This is a genomic window from Planktotalea frisia (assembly GCF_001890925.1).
GTDB classification, from domain to species: Bacteria; Pseudomonadota; Alphaproteobacteria; order Rhodobacterales; family Rhodobacteraceae; genus Planktotalea; species Planktotalea frisia.
The window spans coordinates 1-17,242 of record NZ_MLCB01000202.1 but is presented as its reverse complement, the minus strand read 5'-3'; the positions used below and the strand labels follow the sequence as shown (position 1 = coordinate 17,242).

The 17,242-nt window shown below is 53.1% G+C and carries 17 protein-coding genes; 8 read left to right on the top strand and 9 right to left on the bottom strand.

Annotated elements, in window-relative coordinates:
• The coding region (locus PFRI_RS18715; RefSeq protein WP_139292148.1) for a hypothetical protein at positions 1 to 233 on the bottom strand (233 nt) is incomplete at its 3' end.
• A gap of 84 nt (positions 234 to 317) precedes the next feature.
• Positions 318 to 2,138, bottom strand: coding sequence for an extracellular solute-binding protein (locus PFRI_RS18710; RefSeq protein ID WP_072632222.1), 1,821 nt, complete (start codon positions 2,136 to 2,138; stop codon positions 318 to 320).
• Between the two features lie 329 nt (positions 2,139 to 2,467).
• Here PFRI_RS18710 and PFRI_RS18705 point away from each other — a divergent pair, with 329 nt between their 5' ends.
• Positions 2,468 to 3,241: a 3-hydroxybutyrate dehydrogenase gene (locus tag PFRI_RS18705; protein WP_072632221.1), complete on the top strand. Its 774-nt coding sequence runs from the start codon at positions 2,468 to 2,470 to the stop codon at positions 3,239 to 3,241.
• Positions 3,242 to 3,351: 110 nt separating this feature from the next.
• On the opposite strand, the gene PFRI_RS18700 is transcribed toward PFRI_RS18705, so the two are convergent.
• The 5 genes from PFRI_RS18700 to PFRI_RS18680 all read right to left on the bottom strand — a co-directional run bounded on the left by PFRI_RS18700 (position 3,352) and on the right by PFRI_RS18680 (position 7,677).
• The gene (locus PFRI_RS18700) at positions 3,352 to 4,656 is read right to left on the bottom strand and encodes a branched-chain amino acid ABC transporter permease (protein WP_072632220.1); all 1,305 of its coding nucleotides are present in this window, start codon (positions 4,654 to 4,656) and stop codon (positions 3,352 to 3,354) included.
• Positions 4,653 to 5,663 (bottom strand): branched-chain amino acid ABC transporter permease, encoded by a 1,011-nt coding sequence (locus PFRI_RS18695; protein ID WP_072632225.1) that lies wholly within the window; start codon positions 5,661 to 5,663, stop codon positions 4,653 to 4,655. The genes PFRI_RS18700 and PFRI_RS18695 overlap by 4 nt, the downstream gene beginning before the upstream one ends.
• On the bottom strand, positions 5,663 to 6,103 hold the full coding sequence (locus PFRI_RS18690; RefSeq protein WP_111445591.1) for a hypothetical protein: 441 nt from the start codon (positions 6,101 to 6,103) through the stop codon (positions 5,663 to 5,665). The genes PFRI_RS18695 and PFRI_RS18690 overlap by 1 nt, the downstream gene beginning before the upstream one ends.
• Before the next feature lie 2 nt (positions 6,104 to 6,105).
• Complete coding sequence (locus PFRI_RS18685) at positions 6,106 to 6,819, bottom strand: ABC transporter ATP-binding protein (RefSeq protein WP_072632219.1); 714 nt, start codon at positions 6,817 to 6,819, stop codon at positions 6,106 to 6,108.
• A gap of 81 nt (positions 6,820 to 6,900) precedes the next feature.
• A complete protein-coding gene (locus PFRI_RS18680; RefSeq protein WP_072632218.1) occupies positions 6,901 to 7,677 on the bottom strand; it encodes an ABC transporter ATP-binding protein in 777 nt (258 codons plus the stop codon).
• Positions 7,678 to 7,919: 242 nt separating this feature from the next.
• Between PFRI_RS18680 and PFRI_RS18675 the strand changes: the two genes are divergently transcribed.
• A complete protein-coding gene (locus tag PFRI_RS18675; protein WP_072632217.1) occupies positions 7,920 to 9,008 on the top strand; it encodes a PQQ-dependent sugar dehydrogenase in 1,089 nt (362 codons plus the stop codon).
• A 47-nt stretch (positions 9,009 to 9,055) separates the two neighbouring features.
• Here PFRI_RS18675 and PFRI_RS18670 read toward each other — a convergent pair whose 3' ends face one another.
• Positions 9,056 to 10,063, bottom strand: coding sequence for a GlxA family transcriptional regulator (locus PFRI_RS18670; RefSeq protein ID WP_072632216.1), 1,008 nt, complete (start codon positions 10,061 to 10,063; stop codon positions 9,056 to 9,058).
• A gap of 201 nt (positions 10,064 to 10,264) precedes the next feature.
• Between PFRI_RS18670 and PFRI_RS18665 the strand changes: the two genes are divergently transcribed.
• A complete protein-coding gene (locus PFRI_RS18665; RefSeq protein WP_072632215.1) occupies positions 10,265 to 11,632 on the top strand; it encodes a class II 3-deoxy-7-phosphoheptulonate synthase in 1,368 nt (455 codons plus the stop codon).
• Between the two features lie 53 nt (positions 11,633 to 11,685).
• On the opposite strand, the gene PFRI_RS18660 is transcribed toward PFRI_RS18665, so the two are convergent.
• Positions 11,686 to 12,477, bottom strand: a complete 792-nt coding sequence (locus tag PFRI_RS18660) for a PAS domain-containing protein (RefSeq protein ID WP_072632214.1) — start codon at positions 12,475 to 12,477, stop codon at positions 11,686 to 11,688.
• A gap of 271 nt (positions 12,478 to 12,748) precedes the next feature.
• On the opposite strand from PFRI_RS18660, the gene PFRI_RS18655 reads away from it, so the two are divergent.
• From PFRI_RS18655 to PFRI_RS18635, 5 genes are read left to right on the top strand one after another with little or no spacing between them, the layout of a single operon-like run.
• On the top strand, positions 12,749 to 13,654 hold the full coding sequence (locus PFRI_RS18655) for a YicC/YloC family endoribonuclease (RefSeq protein ID WP_245812473.1): 906 nt from the start codon (positions 12,749 to 12,751) through the stop codon (positions 13,652 to 13,654).
• A gap of 12 nt (positions 13,655 to 13,666) precedes the next feature.
• Positions 13,667 to 14,335: a guanylate kinase gene (gene gmk / locus PFRI_RS18650; protein WP_072632213.1), complete on the top strand. Its 669-nt coding sequence runs from the start codon at positions 13,667 to 13,669 to the stop codon at positions 14,333 to 14,335.
• Positions 14,332 to 14,853, top strand: coding sequence for a gamma carbonic anhydrase family protein (locus tag PFRI_RS18645; protein WP_072632212.1), 522 nt, complete (start codon positions 14,332 to 14,334; stop codon positions 14,851 to 14,853). Before gmk ends, PFRI_RS18645 begins: the two co-directional genes overlap by 4 nt.
• A 3-nt stretch (positions 14,854 to 14,856) precedes the next feature.
• Complete coding sequence (locus PFRI_RS18640) at positions 14,857 to 16,041, top strand: trans-sulfuration enzyme family protein (protein WP_072632211.1); 1,185 nt, start codon at positions 14,857 to 14,859, stop codon at positions 16,039 to 16,041.
• A gap of 2 nt (positions 16,042 to 16,043) precedes the next feature.
• Positions 16,044 to 17,081, top strand: coding sequence for an ATP-binding protein (locus PFRI_RS18635; RefSeq protein ID WP_072632210.1), 1,038 nt, complete (start codon positions 16,044 to 16,046; stop codon positions 17,079 to 17,081).
• Positions 17,082 to 17,242 lie beyond the last annotated feature (161 nt).

The following is a 17,242-nucleotide window of genomic DNA, read 5'->3' as shown; positions in this document are numbered from 1 at the left end:
TCAGACAATTTCCGCGTCATAACCCATGAAAAAATTCGGGTTTTGGGGTAGCAGCGGTATAGCTCTTCACGCGCTTCGGGCTCTGTCAAATCATGATTTTGTGCGATCACGCGCGACAGCGCGGTTGGTCCAATGCGCGCCTGTTCAAGCGCTTGTTCTGGTGTATGCGGAAACCGCTGCATAAAGGCAGAGAGGTTAAATTTCCAATTCCAAGCAAACTGCGCCCAAGTCATGTAAAACTCCTAAAAAACTGCTCGTTTCAAACAGCTTCTCAGGAATTCGTTAATTTTAGGTTACTGAGCGAAAGTTATTAAGAATTAGCCTTCTTCCCACCACCAAACTTCTGGCAAAAACCCAAGCCAATCGCCGTAAATCGGCAAGGTTTCGGGGTATTTCAACTCTTTCGCATGGGCAATGTTACTGTAAGGCCATTGATATAGCGGGATGAAATAGCGCCCAGCGATCAAAATCCGATCCAGCGCGCGAGTGGCCGCAATAAAATCTTCTTGTGAACGTGCGCCGAGGATATTGTCGATCATTGCTTCTGCCGCGGGCACATTCATGCCCATCCAGTTGCGCCGGCCCGGGCTGTCCACACCTTCGCTACCCCAATAGAGATATTGCTCGTTCCCCGGGCTCAGCGAAAGACCGATACGGTAATACGTCATGTCGAAATCGTAAGTCGCTGTGCGTTCTGTGTATTGAGCATCATCGGTGGTTGAGATCTTCGCTTCGATCCCCAAACGCGCAAGGGCATTAATGTAAATGTCCATAATCGCTTGGTTTTCTTGATTACCTTGGCGCAAGAGCACATCAAAACTCAGCTGCTTGCCACTGGCGTCGACCATCTTACCATCAGCCACAGAGTAACCCGCATCCTGCAGCAGTTTCATCGCTGTGCGGATGTTTTTGCGATTGCGCGCGCTGCCGTCGGACACAGGCAATGTATAGCCCTCAAGAGTCCCCGGAAGCAGGTCATCTTTGTAAGGCGCAAGGAATTCAGCGACTTTGCCGGTCGCGGCGCCTTCTTGCATCCCAAGCACAGAGTTAGAGAAATACGAGCTGATGCGCGGCTGTCTGCCACCTGTCAGCGTGTCGTTAATAAACTCAAAATTGAACGCATGCAAAAGCGCGTCGCGCACGCGCCAATCGTCAAAGGGCGCTTTGCGGGTGTTCATCACGAAACCGGTCATGCCTGTGGGGCGTTGATGCGGAATTGGGGATTTCACCACATCACCACTTTGCACAGCAGGGAAACTATACTGCGTCTCCCACTTTTCTGCATTGTTTTCGCGGCGCATTGTCAACTCGCCCGCTTTGAACGCTTCAAACAAAACTGCGCTGTCGCCGTAAAATTCCATCTTGATCTCATCAAGGTTCATCGTACCGCGTCGGAACGGCACGTCTTTGCCCCAATATTCAGGATTGCGGGTCAACGTGACGGAACGCCCTGCATCCACGTCCGTGATCACATATGGCGAAGAGGCGATGGGAATATCGTCGAGCGTGGAGTTGGCGAAGTCCTTGCCGTCCCATTGTGCTTTCTTCAGGATAGGACGCAGACCTGCGATCAATGCAAGTTCGCGGTTGTCCTCATTAAAGGTGATCCGTACGGAACGCGGCCCAGTTGCTTTGATGCTTTCGATTTTGCCGTAAAATCCGCGATAACGCGGATGACCGATCGTGCCGAGGGTTTCGTAGGACCAAATCACATCTTGCGTGGTCACAGGGCTGCCATCTGAGAACTTTGCCTCCGCGCGCAGGGTGAATTCGACCCACTCGCGATTCGGGCCAGTCTCCACCGATTCGGCCAAAAGTCCGTAAACTGAGAAGGGTTCGCCGTAAGATCGGCCCATTAAACTTTCATAGGCGAGCGAGCGAAGTTGCCAAGGCACAGAGCCTTTTCGGATGTGCGGATTGAGCGAATCAAAACCGCCCACTTCGCCAAAACTAATCTTTCCGCCTTTGGGCGCGTCAGGATTTGTATAAGGGAGGGACACAAAATCATGTGGAAGGGCAGGATCACCATACATAGCAATGCCATGACTTGGCTCTGCACCAAGGCTGACAGGCAATACCGAGAGCGTTAAGATATACGCTGCTGAGCGTAGCTTGCGCGCGAAAAACAGTGATCTCATTTGGTTAACAATCCCTAATATGCTTAGCCTGTGGATAAAAACCGTAACGGGGCTTTCAGGACTATTCAAACTTTTTGCTTGGACTACGGCAACTTAAAGCTTATAAGTAACGCACTGCTCGATAGGTTTCTTGCCTGTATGAAACCTGCCTCAATAACTTAACCCCAGCTTCGTGCTGGGGTTTTTTTTGTGCTATCGCCAGCGGGTCAGAGACATATCACGTTATTGCGCACGATGCTGAATATGCGCTTTTGCCCTTATTTTACGAGTGACCCATGATATGAGTGCGCGCGAAACACGTGTTCAGCTCATATGGAAAGAGGCGCATTATGACACTCGCAGGTAAGACCGCAGTTATCACCGGATCTAACTCAGGAATCGGTTTGGGAATCGCTCGTGAAATGGCGAAAGCGGGCGTGCATGTTGTCTTAAACTCATTCACGGATCGTGAAGAAGATCATGCTATTGCCGCTCAGATCGCCAAAGATCACGGCGTCGAGGCACGCTATATTCAGGCAGATATGTCAAAGGGCGATCAGTGCCGTGCCTTGATCGAGAAAGCGGGCGTTTGCGATATTCTGATCAACAATGCGGGCATCCAGCACGTCGCCCCGATTGACGAATTTCCCGTTGAGAAGTGGGACGCGATTATTGCAATCAACATGTCCTCTGCTTTTCACACAACTGCAGCGGCTTTGCCGATGATGCGCGCTGCGGGTTGGGGGCGGGTGATCAACATCGCTTCCGCGCATGGACTTACAGCGTCACCGTTTAAGTCCGCCTATATCGCAGCAAAACACGGCGTTGTGGGCATGACCAAGTCAGTCGCGTTGGAAACCGCACAAGAACCGATCACTGCGAATGCAATTTGTCCGGGATACGTTTTGACGCCTTTGGTAGAAGCGCAGATCCCAGACACAATGCGCGAGTATGATATGTCGCGTGAAGATGTGATCAAAAACGTGATGCTCAAGCGTCAGCCATCCAAAGAGTTTGCAACAGTAGAACAGCTGGGCGGCACGGCAGTGTTCTTGGCATCCGACGCGGCCGCGCAGATCACAGGCACAACGATTTCAGTCGACGGTGGTTGGACCGCACTATGATTTGACGCGCGCGCGATTTTTCTAAAAAAATCGAGGCTCCTAGACAAACAAACGCCGGCTCAATTGGGCCGGCGTTTGTTTAAGTTTATTTTGAAAGATGAAGAAGAAGGTTACTTCTCAGGGATCAATCCGCGCGGGCTAAAGCGTAGGACCAATAGCAACACAAGTCCCATCGTAAGGAGCCGCATATGAGCCGCGCTTTCTAGTAGATGGGCTTTCAGCGCATTTCCATCCGCCATACCGGACGTCACAATCCCCATCAACCAATGGCCCAAAGGTTCAACCTGGATCCAAAGATACCAAATCAAAAAGCCACCCAAGACCGCACCGATGTTATTGCCAGACCCGCCAACAATAACCATGACCCAAACGAGGAACGTAAAGCGCAAAGGTTGATAGGTTCCCGGGATCAATTGGCCATCCAACGTCGTCATCATTGCCCCCGCGAGACCACAAATCGCGCTCCCGAGGATGAAGACCTGCAAGTGACGCGCTGTCACGTCTTTACCCATTGCTTCTGCCGCAACTTCATTGTCACGGATTGCACGTAACATGCGGCCCCAAGGGCTTTTGAGCGCAAGCTGGAACATGACGAGTAAGACAATCAAAACAACCGCGAATAGAACTGAGTAATTCAGTTTCACAAACAGTGTTGAAGCTTCGATCACATCTAGCCCAAGACCGCTGGCGCGCTCTACAAACGCAGGATCGGCCTGTAGATCGACCTCGTAAGGCACCGGGCGCTGGAGCCCAGCCACATTCTTAACGCCGCGTGTAAGCCAGTCTTCATTCTTCAATATCGCAATAACAATTTCAGCGATGCCAAGTGTTGCAATCGCGAGATAATCAGAGCGCAGCCCCAAAGCCGTCTTGCCTATGACCCAAGCAGCACCTGCCGCCAAAAGACCCCCAACGGGCCAAGAAACGAGGATCGGCAACCCCAGCCCACCGAGGAAACCAGTGGCCGCTGGGTTCACCTTTTCGATCGCGAGAACAGACGGATCAAAGAGCGCGCGAAACAGGAAAAATCCGCCAACAAGGACAGCCAGCAGCGCCAGCGTGCGCGTACGGCTATGAGGTTTGCGCCGCATGATCGTCGTTGCCAGCACAATCGTTGCAACGCCGGTCAAAAGTGCGACGATGACACCAACGCCACCAGCGCTCCAAGCTTCGGTCACCGGCGCATGTGAAATCAGCACGGCAGCCAAGCCGCCAAGCGCCACAAACCCCATGACACCTACATTAAACAGGCCCGCGTAGCCCCACTGCAGGTTGACCCCAAGCGCCATGATCGCAGAGATCAGACACATGTTGATCAAGCCGAGCGCCGTATTCCAGCTCTCTGTCATGCCAGTGTAGAAGAGCAATCCAGCCATTATCGCGAAAAGGCCAATATTTTTCAAAGGATAGATCATACGGCTTTCCCCGAAAACAGGCCTGTCGGCTTGAACAATAATACGATCAGCAAGATCACGAAGGACACCGCAAATTTGTAATCGGTACTCAACAACTGCACCAGCCCAGAGGGTTCAAGCGCATCAGGCATCAAGTAGACAAGCACTTTTTTCCAAGCATATGTGATGGTAATCTCAGAGAAAGCGATAACAAAGCCACCAGCAATCGCTCCAATCGGGCTGCCCAGCCCACCCACAATCGCAGACGCAAAGATCGGCAACAAAAGCTGGAAATACGTGAAAGCTTTAAAGCTCTTGTCGAGACCATAAAGAACGCCCGCAGTCGTCGCCAAAGCCGCCACAATGAGCCAAGTATACATCACCACACGCTCGGGATTAATGCCCGAGAGCAGCGCAAGATCTTCGTTGTCCGAATAGGCGCGCATGGATTTACCTGTGCGCGTGCGGTTCAAAAACCAGAACAGTAAAACCACGACGATGATCGCGGTGATCACGGTAATGCCTTGTGACGTTTTGATCGCCAAACCTTCGCGCAAACCGGTCATCTCTTTGAACTCGCGCGCGTTGATGATGAAGCGTTCGCCATCAGAAAAACGCTGCTCGCCCGGTCCAATCGCAAAGCGCACGAGGCCGTTCATAATGAACATCACGCCCATAGAGACGATCACAAGGATCACAGGTTTCGCTTTCTGCTCGCGGTAGAAACGATACACGAACCGGTCGGTGAAAAGCACCAAAAGCATGCAGCCAAGAATACCAAAGGGCAGGGCGAGCAACGCCGTCGGCAAAGGTCCGAGATTAATCCCGACAGATTGCATCCACCACGTCACAAAGATCGTGAACATCGCACCTGCCGCCATTGTGTCGCCGTGTGCAAAGTTGGAAAACCGCAAGATACCGTAGATCAATGTGACCCCAAGCGCGCCAAGCGCCAATTGGCTACCGTAAGCGATGGCAGGCACAATGACGAAGTTTGACAGCGCGACGATCGCGTTCAGAAAATCAATCATTCACAAGCTCCAAGGTAGCTAATGGCCATAGGACCATCCGCGTAATGCAAAGTGTAGCGCGCCGCGCCACCTTCCGCGATTGTCAGCAAATGGCGCGCGTCAAATGCTCCGCCCGAGAGCGACATCGCACTGCCAGAGCGCACGCCGATCAAGGTGGCATCGCCGATTTCGCTGACCATTGCGACTTCCACCGCCATGTCAGTTGCCGTCAATCCGCCCGCACGCCCTTTGAGATCAAAGGAAAATGTGGTTTCCGCGCAGCTTTCCGCTTCAAAACATTCACTCTCAAAGCGACACATCAAAGCAATCTCGCGTTTCACAGGGGCATTTTGCAACGTGTAAGACCCATCGTCTTCCTGTGCGTTTTGTGCGAACGCAGGCATGACCAGAGAGATCATCAACGCGAGTGGCGCTATGGTATTTTTCAAAACAGGCATGTTCATCCCCCCAAGAAACTCTTGCGCACTTCAGGATTGGCAAGCAGGGCCTTTCCAGTATCCGTAAATCCGTTGCGACCTTGGACCAAGACGTACCCTTTATCCGCGATCTCCAGCGCTTGGCGGGCGTTTTGCTCCACCATCAGGATCGAAATTCCGGTGCGCGCCACCTCAATGATGCGATCAAACAATTCGTCCATCACGATTGGCGACACGCCCGCAGTGGGCTCATCCAGCATTAAAACTTGCGGCTGCGTCATCAGTGCGCGCCCTACGGCAACCTGTTGACGTTGACCACCAGACAACTCGCCTGCGGGCTGAGAACGTTTGTCCTTCAGAATTGGAAACAGCTCATACACCTGCGCCATCGTCTCTGCGATGTCATCACGGCGGATGAACGCGCCCATCTCGAGGTTTTCTTCGACAGTCAACGACGTGAAAATATTCGACGTTTGCGGCACAAAGCCCATGCCCTTGCCGACGCGCGCTTGCGGGGTCAGCCCTGTGATGTCTTCACCATCAAGACGCACGGCACCCGTCCGTAAATTCAACATGCCAAAGACCGCTTTCATCGCTGTCGATTTGCCCGCACCATTGGGGCCGACAATCACAGCAATCTCGCCTTTTTCAACAGCCAAGGTACAGCCGTGCAAGATATCTGCACCTGTTCCGTAACCACCGGTCATATTCTCCCCGATCAGAAACGGCTCAGACATGCTGCTTCCTCTCTTTATAAATATCCCGGGGAGTTTGATCTTTGATCAAATGGGGCAGAGCCCCCACACCGCATGCACACATCATGCCGTTTCCTTATTCTTGAGACCGGTGCCCAGATACGCTTCGATGACTTGCTCATTGGCCTTAATCTCATCAATCGTGCCAATCGCGAGCTCTTTGCCCTCAGCCATCACAACCACCGGATCACACAGGCGTCCAATGAATTCCATGTCATGTTCGATCATGCAAAACGTGTAATCGCGTTCTTGGTTAAGCCGCAAAATCGCGTCGCCAATGGTGTTTAAAAGCGTGCGGTTCACGCCAGCCCCAACCTCATCCAGAAAAACAATGCGCGCATCAACCATCATGGTACGGCCGAGCTCCAACAGCTTCTTTTGCCCGCCAGAAAGGTTTCCCGCCTTTTCGTCACTCAAATGAGAAATCGTTAGAAAATCGAGGACCTCGTCAGCTTTCGCCGCCAATGCGCGTTCTTCCTCAGCAATCCGTTTGCGTCCGAACCAAGTGTTCCACAGCGTTTCACCTGATTGCGCACCCGGCACCATCATCAGGTTCTCACGACAGGTCATGGAGCTGAATTCATGCGCAATCTGAAACGTGCGCAACAGACCTTTGTGGAACAATTCATGCGGTGCCAAGCCGGTGATGTCTTCGCCCGCCATGAACACACGCCCGGATGTGGGCGGCAGTACACCCGCAATCACATTAAATAGCGTCGTTTTGCCAGCCCCGTTTGGGCCCACAAGACCCGTGATCGAGCCTTCGGCAATCTCAAGCGAAGCGCCATCAACAGCATGAAAGCCGCCAAAGTGCTTATGCAGGTTTTCAACCCGGATCACAGTATTTCTCCCATCAACACAGCGTCTTTGCGCGCTCTTGTCAAAAAGCCCTCGCTTTGTCACCCGATTCTACACGGGTCCAAGGATCAATTTGATAGCGCAGCCTATGCACAGCCCGAGGATTTGAAAAGAGCTTACGCCAAGCCAATCAAAAAAACGTCAGGACCTTGGCGCGCACTGGTTTTAGCGCGCGCGGAGTATATGTTCGATCAACACACACAGTTTTGCAAGAGGACCACACAATGCCCCTCAATCGCCGTCAATTCGCTCTTGCCGCTGCCAGCAGTTTGCTTGCGCCTGCTGCTCTCAGGGCTCAAACGCTCAAGATCGAGACAATCGTCAGCGGCCTCGATGCGCCTTGGGCTTTTGGTTTCGCCGCGGGCGGTGTTTTGATCACCGAACGCGATGGTGCATTATTGTGGAATTCGAATGGCGCGCAAAAACGGGTGACCGGTCTTCCTGCCATCGAGGTAGACGGGCAGGGTGGCTTGCTCGATCTTGTGGTCCCGCGCGATTTTACCACGTCCCGCACGATCTTTATGACCTACGCCAAACGCCAGGGTCGTGGCTCTGGAACGGCTGTGATGCGCGCTGAATTTGATCCAAACACTGTTGCGCTTTCCAATGTCACCACAATTTTTGAAATGGCCCAAGGCTCAAGCGGTGGTCGTCACTTCGGCTCTCGCATGGTTGAGGGGCGCGATGGCACGCTCTTCATCACAATCGGGGATCGCGGGGATCGCGAGCAAGCGCAAAACCCGGCAACCCACAATGGCACAATCATCCGCATCACCAAAACTGGTGCAGTCCCCAGCGACAATCCTTTCGTGAACACGCCCAATCATCTTCCTGAAATCTGGTCCTATGGCCACCGCAACCCGCAAGGTCTCGCGCTCGATCTGGATGGCAATCTCTGGAACAACGAACATGGCGCGCGCGGTGGCGATGAAATCAACCAAGTATCCAAAGGGGCAAACTACGGCTGGCCAACTATTTCCTATGGCAAACACTACTCGGGCCGAAAAATTGGCGAAGGTACGAACAAATCTGGCTTAGAGCAGCCTCAACACTATTGGGACCCATCCATCGCGCCCTCTGGTTATCTGATTTACTCAGGCAAGCTGAACCGCGAATGGCGTGGTCATCACTTCGTTGGCAGCTTAAAATTCGACTACATCGCGCGCCTTTCCGGCTCACCTTTGCGCGAAGTCCAACAAATTCAAACAGACGCCACATCCCGCGTGAGAGATATCCGCGAAGCACCCGATGGCAACATCTGGTTCCTGTCGGTGGGGAACGGAACTCTGAATAAACTTCATCTTTCCAAATAAACTTACGCCGTAGGCCAAACGAATTTTCTAGAAAATTCGCGCGCCCCCTAAATCGAAAGTCGTGCGGCCTGCGACCCACGTTCCCGATAGGGCGTAGTGTCATAATGCGCGCGGTAGCACTTTGAAAAATGCGAAGGCGAAGCAAACCCACAAGCGAGCGCGACATTGATCACGCTCATATCCGTCTGCATCAACAAGTTGCGCGCCTTTTGCAAACGCAACTCCATGTAATACCGCTTGGGGGATCGATTGAGATAGCGTCGGAACAAACGCTCTAGCTGACGTGTAGACATGCCAACATCTTTGGCCAACACGGACGGGCTGATCGGTTCTTCGATATTGTTTTCCATCATCTGGATCACAGCGGACAGCTTTGGATGACGCACGCCAATGCGCGTCGGCACCGACAAACGCTGGGTGTCCTGATCGGTGCGAATGGAAGAGTAGATCAACTGATCCGCCACCGCATTTGCCAGCTCTTCGCCATGATCATCCGCAATCAGCTTCAACATCAAATCAATCGAGGATGTGCCGCCCGCAGTCGTCAATCGATTGCCATCGACCACAAACACCGACTTGGTCAGTTCGATCTCATCAAATTCTTCGAGAAAACTATCCTGGTTTTCCCAATGGATTGTCGCGCGTTTCCCGTCCAGCATGCCGGCTTTCGCCATGCAATAAGACGCGGTACATAAACCACCCACCGTCAAACCACGGCGTGCTTCACGGCGCAGCCAGTTCAACAGCTTCTTGCTGGTTGCGAACTGGATATTCACGCCACCGCACAAAAGCATTGTGTCATCGCGCTGCAATTCCGTCAGATCCGAATCCAGCGCGAACTTCGTTCCGGCAGAGCAAGAAACCGTTTCGCCCCCTTCACCCACAAGCGTCCATGAATAGAGATCTTTGCCCGCCAAACGGTTCGCAATCCGAAGACTCTCGAGCGCTGCGGAAAAGCACAAAAGCGTGAAATCGTTGAGCAATACAAAAACGAAACGACGCGACTTGTCGGTTTCAGTCTCGACACTGATCTTTACTTCATCGGGGGTCGTCATAATCTGCAAATCCTGCTGGGCACGGGCGTGCGCATCGTGAGGCGAGCAAAGGCGAAAGTGATTCACGGGATGCAGTGCCAATTTCACCTTGAGCGCATCATATCGACAACGTCAAGAACACCTTTGCGATAACCCGCTGGTCATAGCGCTAACACCGTCTTATACAGCACTTTCGAGACTTTATTTCTTAGGAGAAAACAGATGAGCGATTGGCAGAAATCGGACTGGCGCAACAAGCCACGGATCCAAATGCCCGAGTATACAGATGCGGCGGCATTGGCCGCTGTTGAAGGTCAGCTCTCTGCTTATCCACCGCTGGTTTTTGCGGGCGAAGTGCGCAAGCTCAAATCCCAACTTGCAGCAGCTGCGCGCGGTGACGCGTTTTTGCTGCAGGGGGGCGATTGTGCGGAGAGCTTTGAGCAGTTCAGCGCAGACGGCATTCGCGACACGTTCAAAGTGATGCTGCAAATGGCAATGGTTCTGACATACGGCGCGAAAGTGCCTGTCGTCAAAGTGGGCCGCATGGCGGGCCAGTTCGCCAAGCCACGCTCAGCGAATACAGAAACAATCGATGGCGTAGAATTGCCCAGCTACCGCGGTGATATCATTAATGAACTGGCCTTCACACCTGAAGCGCGCATTCCTGATCCGAAAAAGATGCTGCAAGCATACACCCAAGCGGCCGCAACGCTGAATTTGCTACGGGCGTTTTCCACGGGTGGTTATGCAGACGTACATCAGGTTCACGCATGGACGCTTGGCTTTACCGCTGGTGAGCAAGCCGCAGAGTACCGTGAAATGGCCAACCGCATCGGCGACACGCTTGATTTCATGAAAGCGGCAGGTCTCGATAGCACGCAAGAACCAAACTTGCAGACGGTCGATTTCTACACATCTCATGAATCGCTCTTGCTAGAGTATGAAGAGGCACTTTGCCGTCTTGATAGCACATCGGGCAAATGGCTTGCCGGGTCCGGTCACATGATCTGGATCGGGGATCGCACACGTCAACCAGACGGCGCGCATGTGGAATACGCACGCGGCGTGCAAAACCCGATTGGTTTGAAATGTGGTCCCACGACGACAGCAGATGATCTCAAGGTTCTGATGAACAAGCTGAACCCGACCAACGAGCAGGGCCGCTTGACCCTGATTGCGCGTTTTGGCGCAGGCAACGTGTCCGAGCATCTTCCACGTCTCGTTAAAGCCGTGCGCGAAGAGGGAGCAGAGGTTCTTTGGACTTGTGATCCGATGCACGGCAACACGATCAAATCTGCGTCAGGCTACAAAACCCGTCCGTTTGAAAGTGTGCTGCGCGAAGTGCGCGACTTCTTTGGCGTGCACGCAGCTGAGGGCACGATCCCAGGCGGTGTACATTTTGAGATGACGGGTCAGGATGTGACGGAATGCACAGGCGGCGTGCGCGCTGTCAGCGACGAGGACCTCTCTGATCGCTATCACACAGCTTGTGACCCACGTTTGAATGCGAGCCAGTCTTTGGAACTTGCGTTCCTTGTGGCCGAAGAACTCTCAGCGCGTCGCCAACAGGCGCAGGCGCAAGCAGTTTAACAAAATCTGAACAATACAAAGAAACGCCCTGCATTTTGCGGGGCGTTTTTCGTTTAAACGTCGTTGTCGACGACCAATCGCAGATTTGCGCGGCCTTCGAGTTCATTCACATTACGCGACACATCATCGTGACGCTTTTGGTGAAATGGAACGGTGTTTTCGGCGAAGGCAAAGCTGCGCGTCGTTTCGGGCATGGGCATCGTGGGTTCAAACGGGGTTTCGATCTGGACTGCCTTGGGCGCTTCGCCTGTGACTTCCGTTTGGCGCAGTGAACTCACCTTAAAGCGGCACGGCGTCTTAGGGAGCTCACCCTCTATGTCCAAACAGCCGACAACGCGGGTGATATTCCCTGCAGCGTCGCTCATTGGAAGCAACAGCATACGCGCATGAGAGGCTTTGCGCTGGAACCCACGTCGCGACGTCAAATCAAGAACCACCATGGACGGTCCAGCGAACAGATCATTGATCGCTTCGGCAACGGTATCGCGCGCCATTGGATCAAACAGGGCCGTGATTGGCATGCCGCGCACATCCATGCCGAGCGTGTCGTTCAACACAGATCCAGACACACGAATACGTGCCACACGCGGAGCTACTTTCTCTGCGACAAAGGTCGCCGAAAGCGCGCTTGTGATATCGCGTGGATCAAACTCGCTCCGTGCAGGCATTTGGCGCGTGCCGCGCAGATGTTGCCAGTAGTCATATAGATCAGCGCAGGCCTGGAACGTTGTGCTGCTTTGCGCGCAAGTTGTGTTTTGCAGTTCAACCACATTGTCGACAGAGGGAAGTTCATCTGAAGAAAAGCTGTCAGAAGAAAGCGAAGGGACGTCGGGCCGATCAATCATTGGGCGGTACTGCCTTTGTTCAAATTCAGAGCACCACCCACATATTTGCGGGCAGGTGAATGCTCTTGTTTAAAGGTATCTCAATGGAGGTTACAAATCCCTTAATAGATCAAACTCAGCGAAAAATTGAGTGAAAACTCACCTTGTGGTTAACGCAAAAGTTAACGCGAGATGTCTGCACGCGTCGCAAAACTTGCAGCGCCCCCTCAAATTGGCGTAACTCGCACAGCAAACGAAATGATACGTGACACCGATTGAAAGAGAGACATTGATGGCAAGCACTCAGCGCCTCACATCTATGACCGGCTTTGCCGCGCGCGCCGGACAAGCAGAGGGCTTCACTTGGAGCTGGGAGCTGCGCTCAGTCAATGGCAAAGGCTTTGATCTGCGGTTTCGCATGCCCGATTGGCTTGGCGCGCTAGAGGCCGATTTACGCAAACAGGTCAGCGCCATCGTTTCGCGTGGCTCTGTTTCCTTGAACCTGCGTATTTCGCGCGACGCGGGTGACAATGCGCTAGAGATAAATCCAGAGGCACTGACCCGCGTGCTCGATGCAATTGCACAGATCGAAGATCAAGCAGGCAGCGTCGGTGTGAACCTAACCCCCGCGAGCGCGAGCGATGTGATGAATTTTCGCGGCGTTATGGATGCGCCACAAAACCGAGATGCGAGCAAGGGGTTATTGGCAGCACTGCGGGCTGATATCGCACCACTTTTGGACAGTTTTGATGCCATGCGCGCCGCAGAAGGCGCGTCTTTGCACGCTGTTCTTTCTCGTCAACTTGATGAGGTGGAAACCCTGACCAAAACCGCACAAGCACTGTTGGCCGCGCGCGCAGATGACATGCGTTCCAGTTTTGAAGCGGCCATTGCACGCGTTATGGACAGTCGCGCCGACATGGACGAAGCCCGCATCGCGCAAGAAATCGCTGTGCTTGCTGTCAAATCCGATGTCATCGAAGAAATCGACCGTCTACACGCCCATGTCACCGCTGCGCGTGACCTTCTCGCCAGTGGGATTCCTGTTGGTCGAAAGCTTGATTTTCTGTGCCAAGAATTCAACCGTGAGGCAAATACGCTCTGTTCCAAAGCGCAAAATGCACAACTGACTGAGATCGGACTGGCATTGAAAGTTTTGATCGATCAAATGCGTGAGCAAGTGCAAAATGTGGAGTAAGAAGCTGTGAGTGTGGATCACCAAAGCAACGACCATCAAAACAAGGACCGTCGCGGTCTTTTGATCATTCTGTCGTCGCCTTCTGGAGCGGGGAAATCCACGCTCGCGGGCCGTTTGCGCAAGTGGGATGATAGCGTGCGTTTTTCTGTCTCCGCGACCACGCGCGCGCCACGAGCCGGCGAAGTTGACGGGCAGGACTATCACTTCACTGATGAAACAAGCTTTAAGAGTGCTGTGATCGAAGGCGAAATGCTCGAACACGCCCATGTCTTCGGCAATTTCTACGGTTCGCCCAAAGGTCCTGTTGAGGCGGCGATCAATGCAGGCCAAGATGTGCTATTTGACATTGACTGGCAAGGCGCGCAGCAAATTCGCAATTCTGCACTTGGGCAAAACACCCTTTCCATCTTTCTTTTGCCGCCCTCGATTACAGAGCTTCACCGACGACTTGTGAGCCGTGCAAAAGACAGCGAAGAGATCATAGAGCGGCGCATGTCCAAAAGCTGGGACGAAATTTCACACTGGGATGGCTATGACTTTGTCTTGATCAATGATGATCTCGATCACACCGAAGAACAGCTCAAAACCATCATCACCGCCACGCGCCTGCGTCGCTCACAGCAACCCGATCTGACAGAGCACGTACGCGCTTTGCAAAGCCAATTCGAGGATTTGAAATGACCCTTTACGCCCTTGGTGAGTATCAACCTGTCGTTCACGCTGATACTTGGATCGCACCTGATGCAAATGTCATTGGTCAGGTCGTGATGGAGGAGGGCAGCTCTGTCTGGTTCTGCTCCACCATACGCGCGGATCACGAGATAATTCACATTGGCGCAGGAACAAACGTTCAAGAAAACACGGTTATGCACATTGATCGCGGCTACCCGCTAACCATAGGAAAAGGGTGCACAATCGGGCATAAAGTTATGCTGCATGGGTGCACGATTGGTGACAATTCACTGATTGGAATGGGTGCCACTGTCCTGAATGGCGCTGTGATTGGCGAGAATTGTTTGATTGGCGCGGGTGCGTTGATCACTGAGGGAAAAGTCATCCCCGATGGTTCGCTCGTGATGGGTGCACCGGGCAAGATTGTGCGTCAGTTGGATGAACAAGCGATCCAAGGCCTGCGCGCCTCGGCACTTCATTACCAAGACAACATGCGGCACTTTCGCGACAACATGAAGGCTCTCTAAAATATGCGTAACTCTAAGGAAACCTTGATCCGACCTGTTGGCGCGCCTGAAAGTGTAAGCCGCCCGATTGTGACGCCTTTGAGTACGGCTGTCGCCTTTGCCTCGTCGACACCTGACGAGTTGGATGCGCAATACGAAGGACGCGAGCAAGGCTTTACATATGCGCGCGAAGGGCATCCCAATGCGACGGTTCTGGCGCAACGTATTGATGCGCTTGAAGGGGGCACTGGCGGCATTGTGACCTCATCCGGCATGTCAGCCGTCTTCGCGGCGCTGGCAGGCACGCTGAGCGCAGGCGATCATGTGATCGGCGGTGATCAGCTATATGGGCGTTCTTTGCGTTTAATGAACGAGGACTTGCCGCGCTTTGGTATTGAGACATCCCTAGCAGACCCAACGGATGCAGCTGCATTCGCGAAAGCAATCCAACCGAACACCAAGGCAGTGTTGATCGAAGTTGTCTCCAACCCGACATTACGCGTCGCGGATATGGAGGGGATTGCAGCGCTTTGTGGCGCGCGCGGTCTCACCTTGATGGTCGATAACACGTTTACCACGCCGCGAGGGTATCTGCCGTTGGAAAATGGTGCTGATATCGTTATCCACTCAGTCACCAAACTACTCGCGGGCCATTCAGACGTGACCCTAGGATATGTCGCCGCCAAAGACCCCGCGTTACAAAAAAAGATTTACGATTTCGCGGTCACAACCGGCATGACAGCCAGCCCATTTGATTGCTGGCTCGCCGAGCGCGGACTTGCGACCTTTGACCTTCGCTTTGAGCGCGCGCAGAGCAATGCAAAAGCACTGGCCGATCATCTCGCAGCGCTGCCAGGCGTAAAACGCGTACTTTATCCAACGCGTGCGGATCACCCAGATAATGCACGTGCAGAGGCATTATTGAACGGACAAGGCTGCAACATGGTCAGCTTTGAGATTGCTGGTGGACGGGCTGCTGCAAACGCACTTGCGCGCGCAGCCGAGGGCATCGCCTTCGCACCGACGCTCGGGGATGTGGGCACGACCTTGTCGCACGCCGCAAGTTCCTCGCACCGCGCTTTGACACCCGAAGCCCGTGAAGCGCTTGGCATGAGCGAAGGGTTCTTTCGCGTCTCTGTCGGTCTCGAAGACAGCGCAGCGTTGAACCAAATTTTCACGCAAGCGGTGCAAGCCGCCGCTGCGGTCTAAACATGAAGCAGACAGCGATATCGGCATGGGTCCATGCACTGCCGCTGCCTGCGCTTTTCATCAGCCAAAATCGCATGATAGTGAGTTACAATAAAGCCGCAAAATCTATTTTTAATGAGGGACTTGAGGGGCGAAACTACACCAATACATTAAGACAGCCTACTGCTGTCGATGCGATTGAAACAAGCCTAATACAAAAGTGCGAACAAAACACGCGCATTCAAATCAACACTGATTCAGGTGACGCAACATTTGACGTGCATGTGGCCCACATCGCGCAAGACACACCGGGTGTGTTGGTGACGATGATTGATCGCTCTGAAGGTGAGAAAACAACCCAAGTGCACCGCGATTTTGTGGCGAATGTCAGTCACGAACTCAAGACACCGCTAACGGCGGTCGCGGGGTTTATCGAAACTTTGCAAGGCCCTGCAAAGAATGACGAAAACGCCCATGAGCGGTTCTTAGAAATGATGGCTGAAGAAACGGGCCGCATGAACCGTTTGGTCAGTGATCTTTTGTCGCTTAGCCGCGTTGAATCCCAAGAACGACAACGTCCTCAGCAAAAAATTGCTTTGGATCAATTGTTGAGCACGACAGTTACCCATGTTGCGCCGTTGGCCGCCAAACACCGGGCAGATATCCAGCTCGAGATGAGTGCGGAATTGCCCGTGGTCTTGGGGCAAGGCGATCAGTTGCGACAGGTGTTTAGCAACTTGATAGACAATGCGATCCGCTATGGCGGGCAGGGCGTGAAAATAACGATCGAGGCTACGGTCGTCGCGCATGATCCAAGACTGCGTTGTCGCGCAATCAAAATTGCGGTGCGTGATGCTGGGCCCGGGTTCGATCCGATCCACATCCCACGACTCACCGAGCGGTTTTATCGAATCGACGGTCACAGGAGTCGCGAAAAAGGCGGCACAGGGCTCGGACTTGCGATCACAAAGCACATCATTGCGCGCCATCAAGGACGTCTGGAAATAAAGAGTGTTCCAGCGCAAGGCTCTGAATTCACTGTTATTATTCCGACGGCATGAGTTTAAAAATATCATCTGCTAGTCGTTGTCATGAAACTGTTACACAGCTGTCACAAAAGCTTATCCGAGCGCGCATAGAACGTAGGTACTTTTTGTTAATTATACCGCTGCTACCCCAAAACCCGAATTTTTTCATGGGTTATGACGCGGAAATTGTCTGA

Excerpts from the sequence above, each read along its gene's own strand:
- PFRI_RS18710 (WP_072632222.1), bottom strand. The coding sequence starts at position 2,138 with ATGAGATCACTGTTTTTCGCGCGCAAGCTACGCTCAGCAGCGTATATC.
- PFRI_RS18705 (WP_072632221.1), top strand. The coding sequence starts at position 2,468 with ATGACACTCGCAGGTAAGACCGCAGTTATCACCGGATCTAACTCAGGA.
- PFRI_RS18700 (WP_072632220.1), bottom strand. The coding sequence starts at position 4,656 with ATGATCTATCCTTTGAAAAATATTGGCCTTTTCGCGATAATGGCTGGA.
- PFRI_RS18690 (WP_111445591.1), bottom strand. The coding sequence starts at position 6,103 with ATGCCTGTTTTGAAAAATACCATAGCGCCACTCGCGTTGATGATCTCT.
- PFRI_RS18685 (WP_072632219.1), bottom strand. The coding sequence starts at position 6,819 with ATGTCTGAGCCGTTTCTGATCGGGGAGAATATGACCGGTGGTTACGGA.
- PFRI_RS18675 (WP_072632217.1), top strand. The coding sequence starts at position 7,920 with ATGCCCCTCAATCGCCGTCAATTCGCTCTTGCCGCTGCCAGCAGTTTG.
- PFRI_RS18670 (WP_072632216.1), bottom strand. The coding sequence starts at position 10,063 with ATGACGACCCCCGATGAAGTAAAGATCAGTGTCGAGACTGAAACCGAC.
- PFRI_RS18665 (WP_072632215.1), top strand. The coding sequence starts at position 10,265 with ATGAGCGATTGGCAGAAATCGGACTGGCGCAACAAGCCACGGATCCAA.
- PFRI_RS18660 (WP_072632214.1), bottom strand. The coding sequence starts at position 12,477 with ATGATTGATCGGCCCGACGTCCCTTCGCTTTCTTCTGACAGCTTTTCT.
- PFRI_RS18655 (WP_245812473.1), top strand. The coding sequence starts at position 12,749 with ATGGCAAGCACTCAGCGCCTCACATCTATGACCGGCTTTGCCGCGCGC.
- PFRI_RS18645 (WP_072632212.1), top strand. The coding sequence starts at position 14,332 with ATGACCCTTTACGCCCTTGGTGAGTATCAACCTGTCGTTCACGCTGAT.
- PFRI_RS18640 (WP_072632211.1), top strand. The coding sequence starts at position 14,857 with ATGCGTAACTCTAAGGAAACCTTGATCCGACCTGTTGGCGCGCCTGAA.
- PFRI_RS18635 (WP_072632210.1), top strand. The coding sequence starts at position 16,044 with ATGAAGCAGACAGCGATATCGGCATGGGTCCATGCACTGCCGCTGCCT.